This is a genomic window from Ruegeria sp. I3, from assembly GCF_056532525.1.
Genome location: NZ_JBQFNI010000009.1, coordinates 42,607 through 60,399, shown reverse-complemented (window position 1 = coordinate 60,399; position 17,793 = coordinate 42,607). Strand labels below are relative to the sequence as shown.

Below are 17,793 nucleotides of genomic sequence, written 5' to 3'. Positions count from 1 at the left end.
GGGCCAATCAGGCAGCTTGCATCGATTGCGCTTCAGTCAGAATGGCATATAGCTTTACCGGGTCAGGGTTGGCCCGCAGCTTGGCGCAAACCGATTGCTCGCGCAGCGTGCGCGAGACCAACGCCAGCGCCTTAAGGTGTTCAACCCCCGCCTCTTCTGGCGCAAACAGGGAAAACGCCAAATCAACCGGCTGACGGTCGACCGACCCGAAGTCGATGGGCTTTTCCAGCATGACAAACACGCCCGAAACCGATTCCAGTTCGGAAAGCCGTGCGTGCGGAAGTGCAACACCATGTCCAACACCAGTTGGGCCAAGGCTCTCCCTCTCAAGCAGGCTGTCTACGATCGTCTGAGCATCCAGCCCAAGCGTCGCGGCGCCCACATCGCCAATTTCCTGAAACAAACGCTTCTTGCTGGAAGCAGCGGACAGTACACGCACCGCTTCTGGCTTTAGAATGCTCGAAAGCTCCATCATTTTGCTCCTAAGCCGTGCCCCCGGCTATTCGGGGGCAGGCCGATTTGTCTTGCCTGTTACGGATCGATCCAACCGATATTGCCGTCCTCGCGGCGATAAACGACATTCAATCCGTCCTTGTTCTCATTTCGGAACACCAGTACCGGAGCACCAGCGAGTTCCATCTGCATGACGGCTTCACCAACACTGAGCGATGGGATCTTGGTTTCCATCTCAGCCACGATCATAGGCTGCAGCGATTCGGGTTCGTCTGCCGTCTCCGATTCGTCAGAGGCGAGGATATAAGAGGACGCGCCAAAGAGTTCAACCGGCTCGGACCGATCCTTATGGTGGTCTTTCAGGCGGCGCTTATAGCGTCGCAGTTGTGTCTCCATCTTGTCGCAGCAGCCTTCGAATGCCGCGTAAATCTCGGTCGCGTGCGCCTTGGCCTGTGCGGTCAGGCCGGTCGACAGATGCACGGTGGTTTCGCATACATATTCATGCGCCGAACGGGAAAAGACGACGTTGGCGTCTGTAGGCCGCTGGGCATATTTGCCCACGACCTCGCCCAGTTCGGTCTGCACATGGGTCTGCAGGGCCGCACCGATGTCGATCTGTTTTCCGCTGATTTGGTAACGCATGTGATCTCCTTCACAATTCACACCCATTCTGACGTCGCGTAACGCGACTGACTTGTTTTTATCGGGTGGGGGGTATCGGCATGTTCTGCGGTTGCCGTTGGCCCGGCCCTTCAACGAAGGGAGATCGAGATCCAGTTTGGAACCGAAGAAATGCCATATGCCAATTGAGCCAAGAGGTGAGGGAAGAGTCAATCAAAACAGGTGTGTATATACGTGATTTCCGTCATGCGTCAGGCGCATCTCCGCACAACCTTATGAAATACGGAAGTTTTCACCCAGATAGACCCGGCGAACATTTTCGTTTTCGACAACTTCGTCGGGCGTGCCTGACATCAAAACCTGGCCGTCATGCAAGATATAGGCCCGATCCACAATCTCCAGCGTTTCCCGGACGTTATGATCCGTGATCAGTACTCCGATGCCACGCTTTTTCAGATCGGCCACCAGATGCCGGATATCACCGACACTGATCGGATCGACACCCGCAAATGGTTCGTCCAACAGCAGATATTTCGGATCGGCGGCCAGACAGCGCGCAATTTCGACCCTTCGGCGTTCCCCGCCGGACAATGCCAATGCAGGCGCTCGGCGCAGGTGTTCGATGGAAAAGTCCGATAGCAGCTCTTCCAGCCGCTCCTTGCGGCGATGGGCATGTTTAACCGTGATATCTAGAACCGAAGCGATGTTGTCTTCAACGCTCATCCCGCGGAAAATCGACATCTCCTGCGGCAGATATCCGATCCCCATCCGGGCACGACGATACATCGGCAGGGTCGTGACGCTCTGCCCATCAATCGTGACCGTGCCTGCTTCGGGGAAAACCAGACCCGCGACAGAATAAAAAGTGGTGGTCTTGCCCGATCCGTTCGGGCCTAGCAACGCCACGACCTCGGAGCGGTTCAATTCCATGGACACATCGCGAATGACGGTCTTCTTGCGATAAGACTTTCGTAGCTTTTCGATCTTCAGACCGGAAGAACCTTCAGCGATGGAGAGTTCGGGCCGGTTCATCAGTTGCCACCTTGTTGCAGAATGGTTTTGACACGCCCTGACATCGTCGCAGTTCCCGTCGTCAGATTTGCAATCATCTCGTCGCCGCTGATGATACTTGGGCCCTGCGTCAGCAACACGTTGCCCTTCATCTCAATCACGCCGGAGTCGATGGTGTATTCTGCCCAATCGCCCTCGGCTGCGTCGGGCGGATTGACCAGAACCACGTTTTCGGTGGCCTCCATCCGTTCGATGGCCGAGCGTTCTTCGTTATAGATGACAAGAACCCGGTCTGCCGTCAGGCGCATCTCACCCTGGATGACAATGACGTTGCCGATAAACTCGGCCGATCCATCTTCCTGATTCACGTTCAATGTCTCGGACGTCACCTCGACCGGCAGCGTCGGGTCGGCATTGACAGAGCCGAACGCCACCTGAGCCTCTTGTGCAGAAACAGGTGTGGCTCCGACAGCCACGGCTAGACACAAAAAGGCGACACGTAAATCGAACACAAGTTATCTTTCTGCTTTTTGCGGCTCATATATCAACTTCACGCCGCCTGTAAAAAGAATATGAACCGGACCGTCCTTTTTTTCGGTCCCAAACACCATTCTTCCGGCAGTAAAGTCGCCAATCGGACCGGTTCCGTCAATCTGGCCAGGGCTATCACCACGTATTTCATCCAGTGACGTATTCAACAGGTCGGTGGTGACCTGGATGCCGTCTCTGGTGGTGATGACCACATCCCCTGCAAACGTTGCAGTACCCTTGTCTGGCCTGATGATGCCTGTGTTGGATTCGAGTGTGATCTCGCCCCCATTGCTTAGTCCAAAGCGGCCCTGCACTTCGGCTGCCGTCGGTGTGTCGCCATCGCCACCCTGACTGGCCCTTCGGGCTTCGACGCGGATTTCCTCGCCCTTGCGGGTGACACCTTTATAGTCGGGCCGCGTAACAACCTGGTCTGTCAGCCGGTCGTCAATATCCTGATCACTGAACGGCACCGAGACATTGGTGTCGACGCTGCGAGAAAGAAGAAATACAGAAGACAGCAACAAAATCGCCACAAGCGGTAGCAGTACCTTCAGGAACTGCACCCATCGGGAATGGCGATCAACTTCAGCCATCTTCCTAACCCAATCCTACACGCAGACAGTCATGTATGTGCAGCAGACCCAAGGCTGGGCCATTTGTGTCAGGATCAACCACAAAGAGTGACGTGATCTTGCGATCGTTCATGATTGCAACCGCCTCCTCCGCCATAGCACTTGGCGCAATGGTCATTGGATTTTCGGTCATCACCTCTTCGGTGTTTTTGCTCAATAGCCCGTCCATGTTCCTGCGCAGGTCGCCATCGGTCACAATACCCAGCAAACGACCTGCCTGATCAGTGACTCCCACAACACCAAAGCTCTTCTGACTCATGACCAGCAGCGCCTCGCTCATCGGGGTGCCAGCGGTCACCAAGGGCAAATCTTCATGCATCAGATCGCGCACAGTAGACAGTTGCGCCCCCAACTTTCCACCGGGGTGGTAAGCGCGGAAATCTTCGGGCTTGAAATCCCGGTACTTCATCAGCGCAATCGCCAGCGCGTCGCCCATCGCCAGTGTCAGCGTCGTCGAGATTGAGGGCACCATCCCAAAACCACAGGCCTCTCCCAGTGACGGGATAAGCAGATGCACATCCGCCTGTTTCATCAAGGTGCTTTCCGGCTTGCTCGACAACCCGATCAGCGGAATTCCAAAGCGACGCGTAAAGGCCAGCAAGTTCGCCAGTTCAGGCGCTTCACCTGAGTTCGAGATCGCAAGGACCACATCGCCTTTCGAGACCATGCCCAAATCACCATGGCTGGCTTCGGCGGGATGGACAAAATAGGCGGGCGTGCCAGTGCTGGCCAGAGTCGCCGCGATCTTGTGGCCAATATGGCCGGATTTGCCTATACCACTGATAATGATGCGGCCAGTGGCCTGCAGGATCAGTTGCACGGCTTCGGCGAAATGCTCGTCCAAGCTTTCGGCAAGGACCTCCAATGCGCGGGCTTCGTCGGTAACGACCTGCCGGGCGGTTCTGAGGAATGCTTCGGTGTCAGTCATGAGTGCGCAAAAATATCGGTTTCGGGCCAGCCTGCGAGGTCAAGCTTCGCACGCATTGGCAGGAAGTCAAAACACGCCTGCGCCATTTCGGTGCGGCCTTCGCGGGCCAGACGTCCGTCCAGTGCATCCCGCAGTTGGTGCAGGTACAAAACATCCGATGCCGCATAGTCCAACTGGGCATCGGTCAGCGTTTCAGCACCCCAATCGCTCATCTGTTGTTGTTTCGAGATATCGACTCCAATCAGTTCCTGACACAGGTTCTTAAGACCATGACGATCAGTATAGGTGCGCACCAAGCGGCTGGCGATCTTGGTGCAATAGACCGGGGCGGCCAAAGCGCCGAAGGTGTGATACATCGCAGCAATATCGAAGCGGCCAAAGTGGAACAGCTTCAAAACATTCGGATTTTCCAGCATCGCACAGAGGTTCGGCGCCTGCGTCTGCCCAATCTCGACCTGAACGATATGGCTGTTGCCGTCCCCTCCTGACATCTGGATCACGCACAGGCGATCTCGATGCGGGTTCAACCCCATGGTTTCACAGTCAATGGCCACGATGGGGCCCAGATCCAGCCCGTCCGGCAGGTCATTTTTATACAGATGGTTCGCCACGGAAATGTCCTTTGTGCGCTTTCGGCCCCGAGATAGGCGGTTTGGTCCGCAAACTCAACGCCGTCCTTGGAAAAGCGGCACCCTTGACCTTATGGCCAACACGAGAACTATGGATGCGACACCGCGATTGAGAAATTCCGACAATGCTCAGCATCCTGAAAAACCGTACCTACAGACATCTGCTGGCCGCGCAGATCGTGGCGCTGACCGGAACCGGGCTGGCGACGGTTGCCTTGGGCCTGTTAGCCTTTGATCTGGCCGGAGAGGCCGCCGGGATGGTCCTTGGCACCGCCCTGACGATCAAAATGATCGCCTATGTCACCGTTGCCCCGCTTGCTGCTGCCTTTGCCGAGCGGCTGGATCGTCGTCGGATGCTGATCGCACTGGATTTGGTGCGCGCTGTGGTTGCGCTCTGCCTGCCTTTCGTGTCCGAAATCTGGCAGGTCTACGTGCTGATCTTTGTGCTGCAATCCGCCTCAGCCGGATTTACACCCGCGTTTCAGGCCACCATCCCGGATGTGCTGACCAACGAACAGGACTATACCAAAGCCCTGTCCCTGTCGCGGCTGGCTTACGATCTGGAAAGCCTGCTGAGCCCGATGCTGGCCGCCACCTTGCTGCTGTTCGTCAGTTTCGACAGCCTGTTTCTGGGCACCTGTGTCGGTTTTGTCGCCTCGGCCTTGCTTGTGGTGTCTGCAATTTTGCCCTCACCCAAACCATCCCAGCCGCGTGGCATCTATGACCGCACCACGCGCGGCATCCGAATTTACCTTAAAACCCCGCGCCTGCGGGGCCTGCTGGCGCTGAGTTGGAGCGCGGCCGCGCTCAGTTCGATGGTCATCGTCAACACGGTCGTGATCGTGCGCGGCGATCTTGGTCTTTCTGAAAGCGCCGTTGCCATCGCGCTGGCCGGGTTCGGTGGCGGTTCGATGCTCGCGGCATTTGCACTGCCACGCCTTCTGGATCACATTCCAGAGCGTCGCGTCATGCTGGGTGGCGCATCATTGGCGACGGGCACCATGGCGGTGGCAGCGCTGCTATCTGTCACTCTGCCGATGACATTAGGTTTGCTGACAACGACATGGCTATTGATTGGTTTTGGGTATTCCAGCATGCTGACGCCTTCGGGCCGCCTACTGACCCGATCAGCCCACCCCGAAGATCGACCCGCCGTGTTTGCCGCACAGTTCACTCTGTCTCATGCTTGCTGGCTGGTGCTTTATCCCCTGGCCGGGTGGCTGATGACCCGCTTTGGCGTAACTGTGGCCATGGCCGGAATGGCGACCGCAGCGATTCTGGGTCTGGTTCTTGTGCTCATTGCCTGGCCACGGCGCGAAGACAATGCGGTGGTTCACGGCCATCCTGACCTCCCACAGGATCACCCCCACCTGTCTGGGCCAAAACCTCATGCGCATCCGATCATCATTGATGAACTGCATCCCCGTTATCCGCACCAGCCTTGAGCCCGAACACCAAACTACCCTAAACCGAGGCGAAGTTGCCTGAACCCGGAGCCGCAATGGACCAGCTTGACCGACGCATCATCGCCGCTTTGCAACACAATGCACGCGATTCGACGACCCTCATCGCCTCTAAGCTTGGCGTCGCCCGAACAACGGTGCATGAACGCATCAATCGAATGGAAGAGCGGGGCGTTATAGCAGGGTACTCGGTTGTCTTGCGCGAAACCGAAGATACGCCACGCGTTCAGATCATCGTTCTGCTTGAAGTGCAGCAGAAAGAAACCACACGGATCATCAAGCGGCTTGAAGCTTATCCCGAGGTCAAACTGTGTTTGTCAATCAATGGCGAATTTGACCTGCTGCTTTCCGCCGAAGCGCCACGGATCGATGATCTTGATATTCTGGTCGACGAACTTGCGCGCATCCCTGGCGTGTCGCGCACCAACACCAGCGTGGTCTTCGGTAGAAAGATTGATCGAAACTAAGGCACGCTAACTCTCTGTAAACAGGTAACTGGATAGCTTGGCCCGGACTGATCAGAATCCCGGACCGGCAGAATGCCAATTCAAAACCTCCTGATTGCGGCGCTTATGTTTTTGGCGCAGGCCGCAGACGCGGCAACAACGGCAGCTCTTTGTGATCGCGCAGCGCAACGGGCTGCGCTGGCCGAGGGCGTTCCGCTCGATGTCCTAAAGGCAATTGCCCGCATTGAAACAGGCCGCACGCTGGACGGGGTACTGGAACCCTGGCCCTGGACCATCAATCGTGAAGGACAGGGATATTGGTTTGCCTCCGAGGTTGAGGCAAAGTCTTACGTGTTCGACATCTTCAAATCCGGTGTACGCAGCTTTGATGTCGGTTGCTTTCAGATCAATTATCGTTGGCATGGTAAGGCTTTTCGCTCGATCGACGCGATGTTCGATCCGGATGAAAACGCAACCTATGCAGCACGGTTTCTGGCCCAGCTTTATGCGGAACTTGGATCATGGCCCGCCGCTGCCGGGGCTTACCACTCGCGCACGCAGCACCTCGCGGCCTCATATTCTGACCGTTTTCAGACGGTCCTGGCGCAGCTGGATGGCTCGGGCACAGCCCACGAACGCGATCCATTCACCGCATCTGCCAGCCCACTCATCCCGCTGAACGCTCATCCGGTCGGCCAGAACGCGCTGGGTTCACTGGTTCCCGAAACCTCTACAGCCACCGCCTTTATCGCCTTCAATTAGGAGCAGATAGTGCCCCGTATCGATCCCCGCACCTTGTTCTCCCCGACCATATTGCTGGCGCTGGCGCTGATGGCGGTCATCGTGATGATGATCCTGCCCATGCCAGCCTGGGTACTGGACGTGGGGCTGGCGGCATCCTTTGCGCTGGCGATACTGATCTTCACATTGACGCTGTTCATCGAACGGCCACTGGATTTCTCATCCTTCCCGACGATCCTGCTGGCCTCACTGATGTTGCGCTTGTCGCTGAACGTGTCCTCAACCAAGCTGATCATCGGTCAGGGGCACACCGGCACCAACGCCGCTGGTGACGTGATCGAAGGTTTCGCCCAGTTTGTCATGGGCGGCAGCATCTTTCTGGGCCTTGTGGTGTTTGGCGTTCTGCTGATCGTGAACTTCATGGTCATCACAAAGGGTGCGGCCCGCATGGCCGAAGTGGGTGCCCGGTTCGCGCTGGACGGGATGCCAGGCAAACAGTTGGCCATCGACAGTGACATGTCGGCTGGAGCCATCGATCACCAGCAAGCCAAAGAACGGCGCGAGCGCGAGCAGCAGGAAACCACCTTTTTTGGTTCGCTCGACGGCGCGTCGAAATTCGTCAAAGGCGATGCGATTGCCGGGTTGCTGATCACACTTCTCAACCTCGTGATGGGATTGGTCATGGGGGTCATCGTGCATGGGATGCCGGTATCGTCCGCCTTCGAAACCTATGCAATCCTGACCGTTGGGGACGGGTTGGTATCGCAGATACCAGCAGTGATCATCTCGATTGCGTCTGCCTTGCTGTTGGCGCGTGGCGGTACGCAGGGTGCAACTGACAATGCGATCTTCTCGCAGCTTGGACGCCACCCGGCGGCGTTGGGCACCGTAGCGGTTCTAATGGTGCTGTTCGCCCTGGTGCCCGGTTTGCCGTTCTTACCGTTCATTCTTGGGGCCGGGGTGCTGGGCTATGCGGCTTATTCAGGCCTCAGAAAACGCAACGCCAGCGAGGCAGAGGCTCAGACCCCCGAGGCCGAGTCTGACACTCCGGTTTCACAGGCCATCGGTGATATCCTTGACCTCGACGACGTTCACTTGGAATTCGCCCCCGATCTGGTCAGCATGGTGCTGAATCCCGGTACCGGCCTTGACGCGCGGATCGCCAACATGCGGACCTATGTCGCCTCAAGCTTTGGGCTTATCCTGCCCGAAATTCGATTGACTGACCGCGCCGATCTTCCGACCGGAACTTATGTGATCAAAGTACAAGGGGTCGAACAGGCGCGTGGTGTTCTGAATTCTGAACTTGTGCTCGCGCTGGTACAGGACGGGCACGACTTTTTACCTGATGGCACCGATGTGACCGAACCCGTCTACGGTGCCCCGGCGCGCTGGATATTGCCCAAGGACCAGGAGGTCGCCGCACTGAATGGGGCCACCATCGTCACCCCTCCTGAAATTCTGGCGACCCATCTGCTTGAGATCATCAAACAGAATTTCTCGCGCCTTTTGACCCTGAAATCCCTTCGCCGCCTGCTGTCCGAGATGACGCGGCTCAGCGATCCGACCCGAGCTGAAGCCAACCGCAAAATGCTGGACGAATTGATCCCAGACAAGGTGCCGATCGACACACTGCATGCTGTTCTGCGGCTGTTGCTAGACGAACGGGTCTCGATCCGAAACATGGCGCTGATCCTTGAAAGCGTGGCCGAAGCACGATTGACCACCACCCAGCCCGAAGGGATCTGCGAACTGGTCCGCCAGCGGCTGGGCTTTCAACTGGTTGCCGACATGAAGCGCGAGGACGGCTCGATCCCTCTGATCCAACTCGCGCCGGAATGGGAGGACACATTTGCCACCTACCAGATCGACGCCGCGAACGCAGGTATCGACGTGGCACTACCACCCAACCTGTTCAATAAGCTGGCCGATGGAGTTGTCGATAGCGTCGCAAAATCAGCAGATCACGGGTTGTTCCCGGCGGTCGTAACCACGACCCGCCGACGCAGATTGCTCAGGACCATTATGCACGCGCGCGGCGTCGCCAACCCCGTCCTGTCTTTTGAAGAGATCGGGCTTGAGGCGCGCCCCGCCTTGGTCGGAACGGTGCCCGCGTGATCTCAGTCCCGTCAGAGCTTTTGCCACATCTGGGGCAAAACCTGTGGCATCTGTTCGCCGTATTTCTTCGTGTGTCCGCATTGGTTTCGCTGCTACCGGCCTTTGGTGAACGCAGCGTCCCTGTGCGGGTCAAACTGGGCGTGGCAGTTGCTTTCACAATGATTGTCATTCCCGCCATACCCGCATCGGGTGTTATGCCGGGCTTTCACAAAATGATTGGATTAATCACCATCGAAGTCTTGATCGGTCTTATGCTCGGCATCGGGTTGCGCCTTCTTGTCCTTGCATTACAAACTGCAGGTTCAATCGCGGCGCAAGCGACATCCTTGTCTCAGATCCTGGGCGGAGCGGCCGCAGAACCTGTCCCGGCGATGGGGTATCTGCTGACGCTGGCCGGCTTGGCGCTGGCGGTATTGCTTGGCCTTCATATCCGTGCAGCGCAGTTCATGATCCACAGCTATATGATGTTTCCGATGGGCGCGCTTCCAACTGCGCCTGATCTGTCGCAATGGGGCGTTGCGCAAGTCGCCCGCAGCTTTGGACTGGCCTTTGCGCTGGCGACGCCCTTTGTCATCGCATCGCTGATCTACAACCTCGCACTGGGCGTAATTAACCGCGCCATGCCGCAGCTCATGGTCGCTTTTGTCGGTGCCCCAGCAATCACTTTCGCAGGCCTTTTCCTGCTTTTCGCCGGGGCACCATTGATCCTGGCAACCTGGTCTGACGCTTTGTTCACTTTTCTCCAAAACCCGCTTGGAGGGCTGAGATGAGCGCATCAGACGACAGTGATAAGTCATTTGAGGCGACCCCACAAAAGCTGGAAAAAGCCCGCAAAAAAGGCGAGGTGGCGAAGTCCAATGATCTGTCGGTGGTGGCTGCATACATGGGACTGCTCGTCGCATTTTTGCTCACGGGGCAATTCACGGCAGAGCATCTGGGGACTCTGTTCGTGGTCTTGATCGACCAATCAGATCAATTCGCAAGCTTGCTGACCGTCGGACCCGCGACATCCACCATCGCTGGGATTCTGAGATCAACTCTGGCACCAATCGCCGCGTTGTTTATCGTTCCGGCGGTCGCGGTGTTGCTCAGCCTGATCGCCCAGCGCGCACTGATCTTCGCGCCGGAAAAGCTGAAACTACGCGGTTCACGCATCTCGATCGTCTCAAACGCAAAGAACAAGTTTGGCCGGGGCGGGTTGTTCGAATTCGCCAAGAGCTTTGTTAAATTGTTGATCTATGGAACATGCCTGACCCTATTTTTACACGCCCACCTGCCCGAGATTCTGACAGCCAGTGCAGCCGCCCCGAGATCCTCAATTCTGTTGATGATGAACTTACTCAGCCAATTTCTGTTTATCGTCATAATGATCGCGCTGGCGATCGGCGTGATCGACTATCTGTGGCAACATGCCGAACACCTTCGCAAAAACAGAATGTCACGCAAAGAAATTCAGGATGAAACCAAGGATTCCGAGGGTGATCCGCACGTCAAACAGCAGCGTCGCCAACGCGCGCAGGACATAGCAACCAATCAGATGATGGCGGATGTGCCCAAGGCCGATGTGGTGATCGTCAACCCGACGCACTATGCGGTGGCGCTGAAATGGTCGCGAGCAAGTGGCAGCGCTCCGGTTTGCGTCGCCAAAGGGGTAGATGAAATCGCGGCAACAATCAGGGCCACGGCCGGAGACGCAGGCATTCCTATTCATTCCGATCCACCAACAGCACGCGCATTGCACGCGACCGTCGGGATCGGACAGGAAATTACCGAAGAATACTACCGACCCGTTGCAGCTGCTATTCGGTTTGCCGAAGCCATGCGCAAACGAGCGAAGGGTCAGGTCGGATGACGCAAGATCGCATGGGCAACCTTTTGACCGTCGCCGAAGCTGTTTATCAACGGGAACACCAAAAATTGCACCCTTTGTTGCAGCGCGAAGCCCAGTTGCTTCAGCAATTGACGCGTCTGGATTCTCAATTAGCCGAAGTAAAATCGACGAGTTCACAGTCGGATGGCTATGAGGTCACCGGCGCAGACCTGTTGTGGCACGGCTGGGAATCTTTGACACGGCGCAACCTGAACACCGAGTTGGCGCGCCTGCGATCACAAAAGCTTGCGGCAATGGAAGAATTGCGTGGGGCATTTGGGCGCAAACTGGCCGTTGCCGATTTGTCGCGCCGCCTGCAGGAACACAAGCGACGCGTGCGACAATCTAAGGCTCAGGATTCGTAACCCCAACCCGTTCAGGTATCCTGTCGGCTGACACTCATGATCAGAACTTGCGAGACATCTTCGCCCAGATCCTTTCTCGCAACCTCCAGCAACGCATTGCGCAATGCCGTCAGGTTGTCTGACCGCGTGAATGCGCCGTCAAACCCGCCGATATTGGCGTGATCAAACAGAACTTGCAGAAACCGGTCCCTTAATTTTGGCTCGATCTCATAAAACGCTTCGGCAATCCCCGGCCTCACCTCAAGGCTGAGGGACATGGTGACGAGCGCCGATATCTCGTCCTCAGAAACCACGGGGACCACGAACTGTTTGGTGAGTTTCAGATACTCATGTGTTTCTGATTGATCATCTTTGCCGGGTTTAGTTTTGTTTTTCTTGTCTTCATTGGGTTTTTGCCCAACCTCCGCAAGATCTTCAGCTTCCCCGGAAGGGGACAATAGGATCCGGGCGCCCGCACCGGCAGCCAGGCCGAAAACCAGAAAAACGATCGGTAGTAGTTTTCCCATCAGAACGGCCCTCAGAACGGTAGCAAGGTATCAAGTATCTGTTGTCCATAGCGTGGTTGCTGCACATCCGTGATCTGCCCGCGGCCACCATAAGACACCCGCGCTGACGCGATCTTGTCATAGGTGATTTCATTCTGGCGCGAGATATCTTCGGGGCGGACATAGCCCGAGACCAGCAGTTCCCGAAGTTCGAAATTCACCCGCAGTTCTTGCGATCCAGAAATCGAAAGCACACCGTTTGGCAACACGTCGACGACCGTTGCCGCCACGCGCAAGGTCAATTTTTCTTTGCGTTTGACCGATCCCTTCCCTTTGCTGACCGAAGCCGAGTCAATTGAAACGGCATCATCAAGTGAGGCCCCTTCAGGTAGTCGTTTACCTGCACGCTGCGGCAGGCCGAAGAGTTCCGGCACTGCAAGGCTTTCCGACCCCGCGCGCGATCGATTGGTATCGTTGGAAATTTCGGCCTTTTCATCCAGCTCGATCACGACCGTTAGAATGTCGCCTTTTTTCATCGCGCGCTGATCCCCAAGCAAGGAATGCTGCCCACCGCTCCACAAAGAGGACTGGTCGACCGTTCGCTGCGGCTGGCTGTGCAGCGGAAGCCCGGGCCACAGCATGGCAACATGTTCGGGCGATTCCGTGTTTGGTGTCAGGCTGGGCGGCTTGCCAAGGTGGTCCAATCGTCCACACGCCGCAACACTCAGAACGACAAATAGCAGGGGTTTCGAAAGGCTCGGCATCATTTAACCTCAATTTGTCCATCGGGACGGATTACGCCCGTTACTGTTGTGCGAGACGCCAGATTCATGACACGGATACGCTCGCCTGCTGCGCCCCGGCCCAACGCGCGGCCTTCGGCAGTGATCGATAGCGCGACGTGATCGAACACCAGCGTCACCAGATCGTTTCGGTCCACGATCGCAGGCGGACCGACATCGGCAGGGCGGATTGGTCGACCTGGATAAAGCGCGACGCGTGCCTCCTGACCGATAAGATCCTCTGGCCTACGAACCGCCCCATTGACCTCAGAGGTTTTGACTTCGATGTCGGATGAGACAATGACCTCTTTGGCGCGGATCGTGCGGGTCGGCACAACGATCTCGGCCAAGCTTGGCATCGGCGTCAGGCATAGTATGAGGGTTAACAGACGCATCACCGCACCTGCGTGGTCGCGCCCATCATCTGGTCGACGGCGGATATAACTTTGGCGTTCATTTCATAGCCACGCTGCGCTTCGATCAGTTCCGTGACCTCGCGCACCGCATCGACTGAGCTGTCCTCAAGATAGCCCTGCCGCAATGTGCCCAGCCCATCTTCGCCCGGGGTGCCGACAACCGGAGCGCCCGAGGCTTCGGTTTCCTTGAAGAGGTTGCTACCAATGGCCTCAAGACCCTTGGCGTTCGAGAAGCTAGCCAGCGTAAACTCGCCCAGCAACTGCCCCTCGGCCGTATCATCGAAATAGGAATAGACCTCACCCGCCGCATTAATCGAGATCGATCTGGCATCGTCTGGAATGGTAATTTCAGGGGCAACGGCAAAGCCATCAGAAGTTACGATCAGACCTTCGGCCGAACGTTTCAGGCTTCCGTCTCGGGTAAAGGCGGATTGGCCATTCGGCATGGTGACTTCAAGGTAACCTCGCCCTTCGATGGCGATATCCAGATCACTGCCTGTTGCCGAAAGCCCACCCTGTTGCAGCTGTACGGTGACGGCGGCAGGGCGCACGCCCAACCCCAACTGAATACCTGTCGGAAGGACCGTTCCATCCGAGGCATTGACCGCCCCGGCGCGCGCCATCTGTTGATAGTGCAGATCGGCAAACTCGGCCCGGCGGGTGTTGTAGCCGGTTGTATTCATATTCGCGAGGTTGTTTGAAATTGTCTCAACCCGCATCTGCTGTGCGGTCATGCCCGTAGCCGCGATCTTCAAGGCTCGCATGTCGTATTCTCCTTCCGGTAATCAGCGCATCAATGCCTTAAGCGCCCCGCGAACCCGTTCGTCTTCGGCCTCAAGAAAGCTCTGCCCAAGCTCGTACGCCCGCTGAATTTCAATCATCCGGGTCACCTGACCAATGGCATTGACATTCGATCCTTCGAGGAACCGATGCAGCACGACCGGCTCGTCCACCGGGTCCACCTGCCCGCCTGCACGAAAATGTGTGCTTCCTTCGCGCACCAGGTATTCGGGATCGGCGACGTTGTAGACACCGATCTGGCTCAGAAGTTGTCCATCGACGCTCATCGTGCCGTCGCTGCCAACATCGATCGTTGCGGCGTCGGGCGGGACAAAGACCGGCGCGCCATTGCTGTCCAGAACCCGGTGCCCGTCCATCGTCACCAGATCGCCCTCAGCATTGGGTGAAAAACTACCGGAACGCGTCAGGCGGTTCCCTGCGGGCGTTTCGATCATAAAGAACCCGTCCCCTTCGATGGCAAAATCGAAGGACCCGCCTGTCTCGGTCAGCACACCTTGTTGCAGAGAAGTGTTTCGAACCTGCGCACGGCTGAGCGATAGTGAAGGATTGCCCGGCATATCCCGGACGAATTCGGAGAACACCAGCCCCTGCTGACGATACCCGGTCGTGTTGGCATTGGCGATATTGTTGGCCACCATTCGCATCTCATCCATGAGACCGGATTGGCGGGACAAGGTGACATAAGCGGTGTCCATTAGCGACCTCCGGCAATAAGCGGGACCAATGTCCCGGTAAAAAACGTAACAAGGGTCTGGGTCATGAAGCCCATCGACATCCAGAACACGACCACGATTGCAATCAGCTTAGGCACGAAGGTCAGGGTCATCTCCTGAACCGAGGTCAGCGCCTGAAACAAACCAACTGTAAGGCCCGAGATCAGCGCCACCGCCAGGATCGGAACCGACGTGATGACTGCAACCCAAAGCGCCTGGCGCACGATGTCGTAGAACAGACCTTCGCTCAGCATCGTTCAGACCGGCATCCGCAAGATTTCCTGATAGGCTTCAACGACTTTGTTCCGAACGATCACAGCCGTTTCCACTGCCAACTCTGTCTGCGCCAGCGCCTGAACCAAAGCGTGCGGGTCGGCCTGCCCAACCATCGAAGATTGCGTGACTTGCTCGCTTTGTTTCAGCGTCGCCACGAAATCCTGAAACGAGGATCGCAGCCCTTGCGCTGTCCCCTGATGTTCGGGGTCGGCCTGCGTTGCAGGGCGCGCACCCGTATAGTTCTGTGCGGCGGTAAGTGAGCGAACATCCATTCTGGTATTCCTTTATTTTCGGAGTAGATCCATCAGACTCGATGACATCTGCCGGGTCTGGTCGAACATCTTGAGGTTGGCTTCATAGCTGCGCTGCGCCTCTCGGGCGTCTGCTATTTCGATCATCAGATCGACGTTTGATCCTCTGTAATGGCCAGTCTCATCAGCCATAGGGTGGCCAGGATCATAAATTCGGCTCAGGTCGCGACGATCGAGTTTGACGCGCCCCACCTGAACCATTTCATTTCCGTCCCGTTCGACTGTCTCAAACGGGACTGTCTTACGCCGGTATCCGGGCGTATCGGCGTTCGAGATGTTCTCGGACACATGACGCAACCGCGCTGCTTGCGCACGCAGTGCGCTAGCCGACGCGTCCAACGAGTAGGAAAAATCGCTCATCGTGAAACCCCCTATGCCCGGCCCAGACTCGTGCGCAGCACACCGATTGAAGACTTGTAGATCGCCAATGCCCGGTCATGTTGTCGCTTGACCTCGACAGCTTTCAGCATCTCTTCTTCCAATGAAACACCATTGCCATTCGGATCGCTCGAAGCCGCGACCGTGAATTCAGCCCAAGGCTGAGCGCGCACATCACCATTCAGATGACCCGTCCGAGTCGCGGTCATCGCGACCTCTCGGCTCGTGTTTTCAAACGCTGTCTGGAAGGCTTCAATATCGCGGGGCTTGTATCCCGGCGTATCCGCGTTGGCCATGTTGCGCGCGACAACCGCTTGCCGTTGTCCGGCATGGGTTGCCATTGCGTACGCAGTCTTAAAAACGTTCAGGTCATTGAACATCGGGGCTTCTCCCTCGATCAATTTCAATCAAGGCTTAACCCCGATTCCTTTAGAAACCGTTTTCAACAAATCTATTTGGAGGACCTGCGATGGCCGATCTCGATCCGATGCGTCTGAAATGCGAATTCGATAGGATGTCGGCGGTACACCATATCGGGCGTGTGACCGGTGTTGCGCGCGGCGTGGTTGAAATCGATGGTCTGACCGCCCAAGCCCGGATCGGGGATCATCTGACGCTGCGCCGACAAAAAGGCCCGGACCTGCCGGGCGAGGTCCTGCATGTCGAATCAGGCGCGATCCATATGCTGCCAGCCTCCGCACCCGATGGCGTAAGCCTGGGGGATCAGGTCTCTCTCGACCAGATGCCTGCCTTTGCGCCCGGAATGCATTGGCTTGGGCGGGTGATCGATCCGTTTGGCAAACCTCTGGACGGCAAGCCCCTACTGCCTGGCACGCTTGAACGTGACCTTATACAAGCCCCGCCAACCGCGGTATCGCGCAAGCCGCTGGGTGGTCGTATGGAAACCGGGTTGGCCATCCTCAACACGATGCTGCCCATTGTCCAGGGTCAGCGAATCGGCCTGTTCGCTGGTTCAGGCGTTGGCAAATCGACACTTCTGGCGACGCTTGCCCGCTCAGTCCAGGCGGATGCGGTGGTCGTTACATTAGTGGGCGAACGCGGGCGCGAAGTGAATGAGTTTGTCGAGAACGCCCTGGGTGCCGAAGGTCTGAAACGATCCGTCGTCGTGGCCGCAACCTCGGATCAATCGGCCCTGATACGCAGACGGTGCGCATGGTCGGCCATGTCGGTGGCGGAATACCTGCGGGATCAAGGGTTAAACGTTCTGTTTCTGGCCGATTCAGTTACCCGCTTTGCCGAAGCGCACCGCGAGATTGCCGCCGCAATGGGTGAGGCCCCATCGCTACGTGGCTACCCGCCATCGGTCACGCCGCTGATTGCAAACCTGTGCGAACGGGCGGGTCCCGGAACTGCCGATCAAGGTGACATCACCGCAGTCTTCAGTGTTCTTGTCGCGGGTTCTGACATGGACGAGCCCATTGCGGACATTCTGCGCGGCGTCTTGGACGGACATGTCGTGCTGAGCCGAGACATCGCCGAACGCGGGCGCTTCCCGGCCATTGACCTCAGCCGATCCGTATCACGCAGCCTACCAGGTGCGGCGACCGCAGATGAGAACCATTTGATTACAGAAACCCGCAAGCTGGTCGGCAGTTATGAGCAATCTGAGGTGATGATCAAAGCCGGTCTCTATGCCGAAGGAACAGATCCTTTGTTGGATCGCGCCGTCCGAGTCCACGAAGAGCTAGATAGCTTTTTTGCGAAGGCCGATCCCGATGGTATCGAAAACAGCTTTAATCGATTATCTCTGATTTTAAGGCGCGCTGGTGTAAACCCGGTGTCGCAGTCTTAGAATTCAGAAC

At 57.1% G+C, this 17,793-nt stretch carries 24 protein-coding genes; 8 read left to right on the top strand and 16 right to left on the bottom strand.

The genetic code is table 11. The features are described 5' to 3' along the window. Positions 1-7: 7 nt before the first annotated feature. The 7 genes from ACR0L9_RS18760 to ACR0L9_RS18730 all read right to left on the bottom strand — a co-directional run bounded on the left by ACR0L9_RS18760 (position 8) and on the right by ACR0L9_RS18730 (position 4,787). Positions 8-472, bottom strand: coding sequence for a PTS sugar transporter subunit IIA (locus ACR0L9_RS18760; protein WP_170395318.1), 465 nt, complete (start codon positions 470-472; stop codon positions 8-10). A gap of 59 nt (positions 473-531) precedes the next feature. Then, positions 532-1,095, bottom strand: a complete 564-nt coding sequence (gene hpf / locus ACR0L9_RS18755; RefSeq protein ID WP_039541074.1) for a ribosome hibernation-promoting factor, HPF/YfiA family — start codon at positions 1,093-1,095, stop codon at positions 532-534. Positions 1,096-1,347: 252 nt separating this feature from the next. Further along, the gene (lptB, locus tag ACR0L9_RS18750) at positions 1,348-2,106 is read right to left on the bottom strand and encodes an LPS export ABC transporter ATP-binding protein (RefSeq protein WP_170395315.1); all 759 of its coding nucleotides are present in this window, start codon (positions 2,104-2,106) and stop codon (positions 1,348-1,350) included. After that, positions 2,106-2,597, bottom strand: coding sequence for an LptA/OstA family protein (locus tag ACR0L9_RS18745; RefSeq protein WP_480896394.1), 492 nt, complete (start codon positions 2,595-2,597; stop codon positions 2,106-2,108). The genes lptB and ACR0L9_RS18745 overlap by 1 nt, the downstream gene beginning before the upstream one ends. A gap of 3 nt (positions 2,598-2,600) precedes the next feature. Next, the gene (locus ACR0L9_RS18740) at positions 2,601-3,209 is read right to left on the bottom strand and encodes an LPS export ABC transporter periplasmic protein LptC (RefSeq protein ID WP_170408672.1); all 609 of its coding nucleotides are present in this window, start codon (positions 3,207-3,209) and stop codon (positions 2,601-2,603) included. Between the two features lie 4 nt (positions 3,210-3,213). After that, entirely contained in the window at positions 3,214-4,176 is a 963-nt protein-coding gene (locus tag ACR0L9_RS18735; RefSeq protein ID WP_170395309.1) for a KpsF/GutQ family sugar-phosphate isomerase, read from the bottom strand. Beyond that, a complete protein-coding gene (locus tag ACR0L9_RS18730; RefSeq protein WP_480707575.1) occupies positions 4,173-4,787 on the bottom strand; it encodes a ribonuclease D in 615 nt (204 codons plus the stop codon). The genes ACR0L9_RS18735 and ACR0L9_RS18730 overlap by 4 nt, the downstream gene beginning before the upstream one ends. A 143-nt stretch (positions 4,788-4,930) precedes the next feature. On the opposite strand from ACR0L9_RS18730, the gene ACR0L9_RS18725 reads away from it, so the two are divergent. The 7 genes from ACR0L9_RS18725 to ACR0L9_RS18695 all read left to right on the top strand — a co-directional run bounded on the left by ACR0L9_RS18725 (position 4,931) and on the right by ACR0L9_RS18695 (position 11,808). Further along, entirely contained in the window at positions 4,931-6,250 is a 1,320-nt protein-coding gene (locus tag ACR0L9_RS18725) for an MFS transporter (RefSeq protein WP_480896393.1), read from the top strand. Between the two features lie 56 nt (positions 6,251-6,306). Further along, positions 6,307-6,735, top strand: a complete 429-nt coding sequence (locus tag ACR0L9_RS18720) for an Lrp/AsnC family transcriptional regulator (RefSeq protein ID WP_480896392.1) — start codon at positions 6,307-6,309, stop codon at positions 6,733-6,735. A gap of 72 nt (positions 6,736-6,807) precedes the next feature. Beyond that, positions 6,808-7,476, top strand: coding sequence for a transglycosylase SLT domain-containing protein (locus tag ACR0L9_RS18715; protein WP_480868075.1), 669 nt, complete (start codon positions 6,808-6,810; stop codon positions 7,474-7,476). A gap of 9 nt (positions 7,477-7,485) precedes the next feature. Further along, positions 7,486-9,573 (top strand): flagellar biosynthesis protein FlhA, encoded by a 2,088-nt coding sequence (gene flhA, locus ACR0L9_RS18710; protein ID WP_170515397.1) that lies wholly within the window; start codon positions 7,486-7,488, stop codon positions 9,571-9,573. Further along, positions 9,570-10,343, top strand: a complete 774-nt coding sequence (locus tag ACR0L9_RS18705; RefSeq protein WP_480896390.1) for a flagellar biosynthetic protein FliR — start codon at positions 9,570-9,572, stop codon at positions 10,341-10,343. Before flhA ends, ACR0L9_RS18705 begins: the two co-directional genes overlap by 4 nt. After that, positions 10,340-11,425, top strand: coding sequence for a flagellar type III secretion system protein FlhB (gene flhB / locus ACR0L9_RS18700; RefSeq protein WP_480896389.1), 1,086 nt, complete (start codon positions 10,340-10,342; stop codon positions 11,423-11,425). The genes ACR0L9_RS18705 and flhB overlap by 4 nt, the downstream gene beginning before the upstream one ends. Positions 11,426-11,448: 23 nt before the next feature. Beyond that, positions 11,449-11,808, top strand: a complete 360-nt coding sequence (locus ACR0L9_RS18695; RefSeq protein ID WP_480736710.1) for a hypothetical protein — start codon at positions 11,449-11,451, stop codon at positions 11,806-11,808. Positions 11,809-11,819: 11 nt separating this feature from the next. Here the strand turns inward: ACR0L9_RS18695 and ACR0L9_RS18690 are convergent, their stop codons facing one another. The 9 genes from ACR0L9_RS18690 to ACR0L9_RS18650 are packed head-to-tail and all read right to left on the bottom strand — an operon-like array spanning position 11,820 to position 16,350. Further along, on the bottom strand, positions 11,820-12,314 hold the full coding sequence (locus ACR0L9_RS18690) for a flagellar basal body-associated FliL family protein (protein ID WP_170423323.1): 495 nt from the start codon (positions 12,312-12,314) through the stop codon (positions 11,820-11,822). Positions 12,315-12,325: 11 nt separating this feature from the next. Next, entirely contained in the window at positions 12,326-13,057 is a 732-nt protein-coding gene (gene flgH / locus ACR0L9_RS18685; protein ID WP_170567549.1) for a flagellar basal body L-ring protein FlgH, read from the bottom strand. Continuing rightward, entirely contained in the window at positions 13,057-13,470 is a 414-nt protein-coding gene (flgA, locus tag ACR0L9_RS18680; protein WP_480896388.1) for a flagellar basal body P-ring formation chaperone FlgA, read from the bottom strand. Before flgA ends, flgH begins: the two co-directional genes overlap by 1 nt. Further along, on the bottom strand, positions 13,470-14,255 hold the full coding sequence (flgG, locus tag ACR0L9_RS18675) for a flagellar basal-body rod protein FlgG (protein ID WP_480896387.1): 786 nt from the start codon (positions 14,253-14,255) through the stop codon (positions 13,470-13,472). The genes flgA and flgG overlap by 1 nt, the downstream gene beginning before the upstream one ends. A gap of 21 nt (positions 14,256-14,276) precedes the next feature. Continuing rightward, a complete protein-coding gene (locus ACR0L9_RS18670) occupies positions 14,277-14,987 on the bottom strand; it encodes a flagellar hook-basal body complex protein (protein ID WP_480896386.1) in 711 nt (236 codons plus the stop codon). Further along, positions 14,987-15,259, bottom strand: coding sequence for a flagellar biosynthetic protein FliQ (locus ACR0L9_RS18665; RefSeq protein ID WP_170395271.1), 273 nt, complete (start codon positions 15,257-15,259; stop codon positions 14,987-14,989). Before ACR0L9_RS18665 ends, ACR0L9_RS18670 begins: the two co-directional genes overlap by 1 nt. 3 nt (positions 15,260-15,262) lie before the next feature. Then, a complete protein-coding gene (gene fliE / locus ACR0L9_RS18660; RefSeq protein ID WP_170734158.1) occupies positions 15,263-15,553 on the bottom strand; it encodes a flagellar hook-basal body complex protein FliE in 291 nt (96 codons plus the stop codon). Between the two features lie 12 nt (positions 15,554-15,565). Next, positions 15,566-15,952, bottom strand: coding sequence for a flagellar basal body rod protein FlgC (flgC, locus tag ACR0L9_RS18655; RefSeq protein ID WP_170597151.1), 387 nt, complete (start codon positions 15,950-15,952; stop codon positions 15,566-15,568). An 11-nt stretch (positions 15,953-15,963) separates the two neighbouring features. Continuing rightward, the gene (locus ACR0L9_RS18650) at positions 15,964-16,350 is read right to left on the bottom strand and encodes a FlgB family protein (RefSeq protein WP_170567490.1); all 387 of its coding nucleotides are present in this window, start codon (positions 16,348-16,350) and stop codon (positions 15,964-15,966) included. A gap of 107 nt (positions 16,351-16,457) precedes the next feature. On the opposite strand from ACR0L9_RS18650, the gene ACR0L9_RS18645 reads away from it, so the two are divergent. After that, positions 16,458-17,783, top strand: coding sequence for a FliI/YscN family ATPase (locus ACR0L9_RS18645; RefSeq protein WP_480896407.1), 1,326 nt, complete (start codon positions 16,458-16,460; stop codon positions 17,781-17,783). Positions 17,784-17,793 lie beyond the last annotated feature (10 nt).

What these genes read in the sequence shown, in the direction of transcription:
- ACR0L9_RS18760 (WP_170395318.1), bottom strand. Translation starts at nt 472, where the DNA reads ATGGAGCTTTCGAGCATTCTAAAGCCAGAAGCGGTGCGTGTACTGTCC.
- hpf (WP_039541074.1), bottom strand. Translation starts at nt 1,095, where the DNA reads ATGCGTTACCAAATCAGCGGAAAACAGATCGACATCGGTGCGGCCCTG.
- lptB (WP_170395315.1), bottom strand. Translation starts at nt 2,106, where the DNA reads ATGAACCGGCCCGAACTCTCCATCGCTGAAGGTTCTTCCGGTCTGAAG.
- ACR0L9_RS18740 (WP_170408672.1), bottom strand. Translation starts at nt 3,209, where the DNA reads ATGGCTGAAGTTGATCGCCATTCCCGATGGGTGCAGTTCCTGAAGGTA.
- ACR0L9_RS18735 (WP_170395309.1), bottom strand. Translation starts at nt 4,176, where the DNA reads ATGACTGACACCGAAGCATTCCTCAGAACCGCCCGGCAGGTCGTTACC.
- ACR0L9_RS18725 (WP_480896393.1), top strand. Translation starts at nt 4,931, where the DNA reads ATGCTCAGCATCCTGAAAAACCGTACCTACAGACATCTGCTGGCCGCG.
- ACR0L9_RS18720 (WP_480896392.1), top strand. Translation starts at nt 6,307, where the DNA reads ATGGACCAGCTTGACCGACGCATCATCGCCGCTTTGCAACACAATGCA.
- ACR0L9_RS18715 (WP_480868075.1), top strand. Translation starts at nt 6,808, where the DNA reads ATGCCAATTCAAAACCTCCTGATTGCGGCGCTTATGTTTTTGGCGCAG.
- flhB (WP_480896389.1), top strand. Translation starts at nt 10,340, where the DNA reads ATGAGCGCATCAGACGACAGTGATAAGTCATTTGAGGCGACCCCACAA.
- ACR0L9_RS18690 (WP_170423323.1), bottom strand. Translation starts at nt 12,314, where the DNA reads ATGGGAAAACTACTACCGATCGTTTTTCTGGTTTTCGGCCTGGCTGCC.
- flgH (WP_170567549.1), bottom strand. Translation starts at nt 13,057, where the DNA reads ATGCCGAGCCTTTCGAAACCCCTGCTATTTGTCGTTCTGAGTGTTGCG.
- flgA (WP_480896388.1), bottom strand. Translation starts at nt 13,470, where the DNA reads ATGCGTCTGTTAACCCTCATACTATGCCTGACGCCGATGCCAAGCTTG.
- flgG (WP_480896387.1), bottom strand. Translation starts at nt 14,255, where the DNA reads ATGCGAGCCTTGAAGATCGCGGCTACGGGCATGACCGCACAGCAGATG.
- ACR0L9_RS18670 (WP_480896386.1), bottom strand. Translation starts at nt 14,987, where the DNA reads ATGGACACCGCTTATGTCACCTTGTCCCGCCAATCCGGTCTCATGGAT.
- ACR0L9_RS18665 (WP_170395271.1), bottom strand. Translation starts at nt 15,259, where the DNA reads ATGCTGAGCGAAGGTCTGTTCTACGACATCGTGCGCCAGGCGCTTTGG.
- fliE (WP_170734158.1), bottom strand. Translation starts at nt 15,553, where the DNA reads ATGGATGTTCGCTCACTTACCGCCGCACAGAACTATACGGGTGCGCGC.
- flgC (WP_170597151.1), bottom strand. Translation starts at nt 15,952, where the DNA reads ATGAGCGATTTTTCCTACTCGTTGGACGCGTCGGCTAGCGCACTGCGT.
- ACR0L9_RS18650 (WP_170567490.1), bottom strand. Translation starts at nt 16,350, where the DNA reads ATGTTCAATGACCTGAACGTTTTTAAGACTGCGTACGCAATGGCAACC.
- ACR0L9_RS18645 (WP_480896407.1), top strand. Translation starts at nt 16,458, where the DNA reads ATGCGTCTGAAATGCGAATTCGATAGGATGTCGGCGGTACACCATATC.